A 6,288-nucleotide genomic window follows, 5' to 3' on the forward strand; every position below is an offset into this window, starting at 1 on the left:
CCGTCGCCGACTCAGCGGCCGATTCCGCGACGCACACACAAGGAGGACGGAACCCGTGACTCCGCCCCGAAGGGCTTCTCACTCACCCGCCGTAGCGAGTGCGTGACGGTCAAGCCCTGACCACGCCCAACGATAAGCCAGCCCGTCGGCTGTAGGCAGCCGAAGCAAGGGACTCACCCGGAAGAGGTAACCCATGGACGCCGTGACCCAGGTCCCCACCCCCGTCAATGAGCCGGTGCACGGCTACGCCCCCGGCTCCGCCGAGCGCATCCGCCTGGAGGCCAAGCTCAAGGAGCTGGCCGAGAACCCGATCGACCTGCCCTGTTTCATCGGCGGCGAGCGTCGCATGGGCGGCGGCGACACCTTCCAGGTCGTCCAGCCGCACAACCACCAGAAGGTGCTCGGCACCGCGCGCAACGCCACCACGCAGGACGCGCAGGACGCCGTCGACGCCGCCCTCGCCGCCGCCCCGGCCTGGCGCGCGATGTCCTTCGACGACCGCGCCGCGATCATCCTGCGCGCCGCCGAGCTGCTCTCCGGCCCGTGGCGCGAGACCCTCGCCGCCTCGACGATGCTCGGTCAGTCGAAGACCGCCCAGCAGGCCGAGATCGACACCCCCTGCGAGCTCATCGACTTCTGGCGCTTCAACGTCTCGTACGCCCGCCAGATCCTCGCCGAGCAGCCCCCGGCCAACGCGCCGGGCGTCTGGAACCGCCTGGACCACCGCCCGCTCGAGGGCTTCGTGTACGCGATCACGCCGTTCAACTTCACGGCCATCGCGGGCAACCTGCCGACCGCGCCCGCCCTCATGGGCAACGTGGTCGTGTGGAAGCCGTCCCCGACGCAGACCCACGCCGCCGTGCTGCTCATGCAGCTCCTGGAGGAGGCCGGTCTGCCGAAGGGCGTCATCAACCTGGTCACGGGTGACGGCCTGGCGGTCTCGGAGGTCGCCCTGGAGCACCCGGAGCTCGCCGGCATCCACTTCACCGGCTCGACCAAGACCTTCCAGCACCTGTGGAAGACGGTCGGCAACAACATCGAGAAGTACCGCTCGTACCCGCGCATCGTCGGCGAGACCGGCGGCAAGGACTTCGTCGTCGCCCACCCGTCGGCCGACCCGGCGATCCTGAAGACGGCGCTGACCCGCGGCTCATTCGAGTTCCAGGGCCAGAAGTGCTCCGCCTCGTCGCGTGCGTACGTCCCCGCCTCGATCTGGAACAACGGCTTCAAGGAGCAGTTCGCGGCCGAGGTCGACGGCATCAAGATGGGTGACGTCACCGACCTGTCGAACTTCATCGGCGCCGTCATCGACGACCGCTCCTTCGCGAAGAACAAGGCCGCGATCGACCGCGCCAAGGCCGACGCGTCCTGCACGATCGTCGCGGGCGGCACCTACGACGACTCGGAGGGCTACTTCGTCCGCCCGACCGTCATCGAGTGCACCGACCCGGACAACGAGGTCTTCAAGGACGAGTACTTCGGCCCGATCCTCGCGGTGTACGTCTACGAGGACGAGAAGTACGAGGAGATGCTGGCGCAGATGGAGTCCGTCTCGGCGTACGCCCTGACCGGCTCGATCATCGCCGGTGACCGTGCGGCCGCGGCCGACGCCATGGAGAAGCTCCGCTTCGCCGCGGGCAACTTCTACATCAACGACAAGTCGACCGGCGCCGTCGTCGGCCAGCAGCCCTTCGGCGGCGGCCGCGCTTCCGGCACCAACGACAAGGCCGGCGCCCCGCAGAACCTGATGCGCTGGACGCTGACCCGCGCCATCAAGGAGTCCCTGGTCCCGCCGACCGAGTACGGCTACCCGCACATGGGCTGACGCCCACCCGGCCCTTTCGGGGCCGCCTGAACACCCGCCCCCGTACGGCCCGCACGCCGGACGGGGGCGGTGTTTTTGCTCCCCACCCCGCCCCTTCGCGAACTGGGGCTCCGCCCCAGACCTCGCTCCTCAAACGCCGGAGGGGCTGGATTTGGGCGGCGATACGGGCCCCGACAGGGGCGCGGGGAACTGCGCGATCAGCCACGACGGCGGGCAGGCCGAAAGACACCGCCGGAGGCTTTCGGGAAGGGGCGGGGAGGGGATCAAATCGCCCCAGACGCGCGGACGATGGTCTTGCCGACGTTCGCCCCGTGCAGCATGCCCAGGAAGGCCCGCACGATCCCGTCGAACCCCACCGTCACCGTCTCGTCCAACCCCACCCGCCCACTCTGCAGATGCGGTACGACGAACGCGTACAACTCGTCCTGCAAGTCCCGGTAGTCGCGGACGAGGAAGCCCTCCAGGCGGAGCGACTTCTCCACGATGTCGGCGTGGTTGAAGCGCACGGGCGGCGCCGCCGGGTCGTTGTACTGGCTGACCGTGCCGACCCGCACCACCCGCCCCCGCTCGCGCAGCGCGGAGATGCCCGCGCCGAGGTGCTCGCCGCCGACGTTGTCCAGGAACACGTCGAACCCGTCGGGCGCCGCCTTCGCCAACTGCTCGGCCACGGGCCCGTCGTGGTAGTCGAAGGCCGCGTCGTACCCGACCTCCGCGGTGAGGTGGGCGACCTTTGCCGCCGAGCCCGCGCTGCCCACGATCCGCCCCGCGCCGAGGAGCCGCGCGAATCGTGCCGTGGCCGTTCCGACGCCGCCCGCCGCGGCCGAGACGAACAGGTCCTCGCCCTCGCGGAGGCGGGCGATCCGGGTCAGCCCCACGTACGCCGTCAGTCCCGTGCCGCCGAGGACGCTCAGGTACGCCGACAGCGGCACCCCGTCGAAGCGCGGCAGGCGGCGCACCTCGTCCGGGGCGACCACGGCGTGCGTGCGCCAGCCCTGTCGGTGGAATACCAACTCGCCCTCCTTCAGGGCGGGTTCGCGGGATTCGACGACCCGGCCGATGGCCCGCCCCTCCAGCGGCGCGTCGAGCGCGAAGCCGCCGGGCACGTCGTCCATCAGCTCGCGGTGGTACGGGTCCACGGACCAGTACAGGTTCTCCACCAGCGCGGTCCCCGGGGCGGGCTCCGGGAGCGGCGACTCCACGAACGCGAAGTGGTCCGGGGTGGGGAAGCCGTGCGGGCGGGCGGTCTGCTGGACGGTGAGGGCGGTGTCGTTCGTCATGTCCGGAAACGTAGGAGGGAATCCGTGGGGCGGGCAGAGGGTTGGGCTCATGGAACGGCACCGGGCATGAGCGGTGCTCATAGGGCGAGGTGAGAGGGGTGGGCGGCGCGATGGCCGAGCAGGAACAGGGAGCGCGGGACCTCGCGCCGCACGAGCTGCGGATGCTCGTCGCCGTGGCCGAGGAGGGCGGCTTCTCGGCGGCGGCCGCGGCCCTCGGCCTGACGCAGTCCGCGGTCTCGCACTCGGTGCGCGGCACCATCCTGAGGGGCGGCCCGAAGGGCCTCGGGTAGGGCGGTGGCGGGCGACGGGCGGGCGCAAGCTCGGCGCCGTGCTGTTCACGCGCGGGCGTACGGGAGCGGCGCCGACGGCGGCGGGGGAGCGGGCCGTGGCCTACGCCCGCCGCGTACTGCACCTGCTCGACGCGATGGCCGCCGAGGTGCGCGGCGCCGAACTCGGCCGCACCGCAGGGCCGTTGCGCATCGTCGCCTTCCGCAGCGCCGCCCTGCACCTGCTGCCCGAACCGCTGCAGCGGCTGCGCGAACGGCACCCCGGCATCGACGCCCGCGTGAAGGTCGTACGCGAAGTGGGCGCGGGCACGGCGGGCGAGGTCCTGGCCGGGCGGGCCGACGTGGGGATCGGCACGTTCGGGCCGACGTCGCCGATCCCGGCGGGGCTCGTCGGCGATGTGCTGCGGGAGGAGCCGTACGCGTTCGTGCACCCGGCCGGGCACCCCGAGCCGCGCTCGCTGCCGCTGGTCGACTGGGTGGAGAACTGCGGCTCGTACACCCGGCGTTGGTGGGGCGAGCAGGACTGGATCCCGCGGGCGACCGTCGAGACCGAGGACGACGGAGCAGTGCTCTCGATGGTGAGCGCCGGTCACGGAATGGCGATCACGCCCGAACTCTCGCTGACCGGAGCACCGCTCTCGGTCGAGATCACCGATCTCGGACCGGACCGCCCGTTCCGCTCCATCGGCTACGTGACCACTCCCGAGCTCGCGGGAACCGCACCCGTACGTGCCCTGATCAGGGAGTTGAGGCAGCTCAAGGCCTGAGTGGCGGGAGTGCACGGGTGTGCACGGGAGCGCCGGAGGGGGCTCCGGTTCATGATCGCGTCTCAGATAGTAGGAAGTCCGAGTAATTGTGGAGACAGCAGCTCGATGCTCGCTTAGCTTTGTAGGAGCCGAACGTCTCGCTCGATCCAGCGAATGGCGGTCGTGAGCCGGCCCTCACACAGGTAACCCCTGTGGGCCCCGGGCTCCCCGCCTGCCTTCCGGCGTCTCGTTAGAAAACCCTCTCCGCACTCCGCCCTGTCCTGAAGGAGTCGAACTCTCATGACCGAGACGACCGTCGCCGCCCGCCGAGTCCGTCGCGCCCCGCGCATCGGTGAGACCGAGCGCAAGAACGCCGCCGCCGCCCTCCAGCGCGCCCTCGACCGGAGGGACAACGGCGGCGAGACGGGTCACTGAGCGGCGCCGCCACCGCTCCGACCTCGTACGACCTCGAAGTGGTCGATGCGCTCGCCGCTCTCGGCGAGCGCTGAGACCGTCATCCGCGGCTGCGCGCCGGTCTCCACCTCCACCGCGAGGAACGAGAAACCGGTGTACCGCACCCGGGACCACTCCACCGTGTCCGGGTCGGGAACCCGCAGCTTCGTCCAGTGGAACGAGACGATCGACTCCCGGTCGTTCACGTGGCCCTCGTAGCTGTCCTCGACGCCCGGCCCGAAGCCGTAGAGCTCCTTGCCCGCGCCGCCGGCCGTGACGTACACGATGCCGTCGCGCGTCGGGTCCGTGCGCTCGCCGATCGGCACGGGCCTGCCCACCTCACCGTTCTTGATGGCGTCGGTGCGCTCGTAGACGTGGTTGTGGCCGTTGATCACCAGGTCCACCTGATGCTTGGTGAACAGCTCCAGCCAGGCGTCGCGCACCCCGCCGTCCGAGGCGTGCGTGGACGTCGAGTACATGCAGTGGTGGAAGAAGACCACGATGAACTCGACGTCCGCGTCCGCGCGCAGCTCCCCGAGCCGCTTGTCCAGCCAGGCCGTCTGCCTGCCGTCCGTGTAGCCCTTGTTGGCGGGGATCTCGTACGAGACGTCGTTGGCGTCCAGGGCGACCACGCCGACGCTGCCGTAGCGGAACGAGTAGACGCCGGGCGCGCTCGCAGGGTCGAAGCCGTTCTCCGGCAGCGACCAGCGGGCTGACTGGCCGCCGTAGCCGTTCGGCGAGTACCAGGCCTCCATGTCGTGGTTGCCGGTCGTCACCATCCACGGCACCGACTTCGCCACCGACTCGGTCTGCGCGAGGAACTGGTCCCAGACGCGCGCGTCGTACGTGTCCGACTCCTTGCCCATGCCGCTGGAGTCCGCGTAGCAGATGTCGCCCGCGTGCAGATGGAACGACGGGTTCTGACCGAGGATCAACTGGTCGTTGGCGAGCGCGTGATAGCTCACGCCCTGGTCGCCGAAGGCCGTGAACACGAACCTCTCCGGCCTCGCGGGCGCCGTACGGAACGTGCCGATCGTGCCCATCCGCTCCGGCGCCGCCGGATCGAAGCCCTCGTGGCCGACGCCGTAGTAGTACGTCGTGCCGGGCTTCAGGTGGTCGAACGCGGCGTGCAGGTAGAACTGGTCCACCTCCGGCAGCTTCTTCGACAGCGCGGGGGTGTGCAGCGGGCGCACCTCCGCCTCGATCTTCCGGCTCAACTCCCAAGGGGCGGTGCCGATCCGGACGTACGGCTGCTGCACCGCGAACGGGACCTGCCAGGAGATCCGCATCTGCGTCGCCGGATTCGCGCCGAAGGCGAGGTGGCGGCCGAAAGGGGCGACGAGCGAGCCGTCCACCTGGGCGGTGGCGCTGCTCGTGGCGAGGGTGGGGGTGGCCGCGGCGCTCCCCGAGCCGATGAGCACCCCGCCCCCGCCCGCGGCGCCCGCCGTCACCAGGCCGCCGATGAGTGCTCCGCGCCGGGAGACCTTGGGGCGGGCGTGCTTGGCCCTCAGGTACTCGTGCTGCTCCGGCATGCTGAGGCGCTGCGCGAGCTGTTCGGGGATGCCCACGTTCGGTGTGTCCATGCTGGCGAACGTGCCAGTAGCTTTCGGCTGTGGCCGGCACGCGGGGTGAACGCGGGGTGGCACTTCGGTGTGACTTCCCCACCCCGCCCCTTCCCGAAAGCCTGCGGCGCTGTTCGT

At 70.7% G+C, this 6,288-nt stretch carries 4 protein-coding genes and 1 pseudogene; 3 read left to right on the top strand and 2 right to left on the bottom strand.

The window, feature by feature from the left end; translation table 11 throughout:
• Positions 1 to 193 precede the first annotated feature (193 nt).
• The gene (gene pruA / locus QIS96_RS32250; protein ID WP_282546385.1) at positions 194 to 1,825 is read left to right on the top strand and encodes an L-glutamate gamma-semialdehyde dehydrogenase; all 1,632 of its coding nucleotides are present in this window, start codon (positions 194 to 196) and stop codon (positions 1,823 to 1,825) included.
• A gap of 263 nt (positions 1,826 to 2,088) precedes the next feature.
• On the opposite strand, the gene QIS96_RS32255 is transcribed toward pruA, so the two are convergent.
• Positions 2,089 to 3,102 (bottom strand): NADP-dependent oxidoreductase, encoded by a 1,014-nt coding sequence (locus QIS96_RS32255; protein ID WP_282546386.1) that lies wholly within the window; start codon positions 3,100 to 3,102, stop codon positions 2,089 to 2,091.
• A gap of 110 nt (positions 3,103 to 3,212) precedes the next feature.
• Between QIS96_RS32255 and QIS96_RS32260 the strand changes: the two are divergent.
• Both QIS96_RS32260 and QIS96_RS32265 read left to right on the top strand, forming a co-directional pair.
• Positions 3,213 to 4,156 (top strand): annotated as a pseudogene (locus tag QIS96_RS32260) (LysR family transcriptional regulator).
• Positions 4,157 to 4,435: 279 nt separating this feature from the next.
• Positions 4,436 to 4,570 carry a hypothetical protein gene (locus QIS96_RS32265; protein WP_282539081.1) on the top strand — a complete coding sequence of 45 codons (135 nt, stop codon included), beginning with the start codon at positions 4,436 to 4,438 and terminating at the stop codon, positions 4,568 to 4,570.
• Here the strand turns inward: QIS96_RS32265 and QIS96_RS32270 are convergent.
• Positions 4,564 to 6,171 carry a purple acid phosphatase family protein gene (locus QIS96_RS32270; protein ID WP_282546387.1) on the bottom strand — a complete coding sequence of 536 codons (1,608 nt, stop codon included), beginning with the start codon at positions 6,169 to 6,171 and terminating at the stop codon, positions 4,564 to 4,566. The two genes, QIS96_RS32265 and QIS96_RS32270, sit on opposite strands and share 7 nt — an antisense overlap.
• Positions 6,172 to 6,288 lie beyond the last annotated feature (117 nt).

The sequence above is a fragment of the Streptomyces cavernicola genome (genome assembly GCF_029968035.1).
Taxonomy (GTDB): Bacteria; Actinomycetota; Actinomycetes; order Streptomycetales; family Streptomycetaceae; genus Streptomyces; species Streptomyces cavernicola.

Excerpts from the sequence above, each read along its gene's own strand:
- pruA (WP_282546385.1), top strand. The coding sequence starts at position 194 with ATGGACGCCGTGACCCAGGTCCCCACCCCCGTCAATGAGCCGGTGCAC.
- QIS96_RS32255 (WP_282546386.1), bottom strand. The coding sequence starts at position 3,102 with ATGACGAACGACACCGCCCTCACCGTCCAGCAGACCGCCCGCCCGCAC.
- QIS96_RS32265 (WP_282539081.1), top strand. The coding sequence starts at position 4,436 with ATGACCGAGACGACCGTCGCCGCCCGCCGAGTCCGTCGCGCCCCGCGC.
- QIS96_RS32270 (WP_282546387.1), bottom strand. The coding sequence starts at position 6,171 with ATGGACACACCGAACGTGGGCATCCCCGAACAGCTCGCGCAGCGCCTC.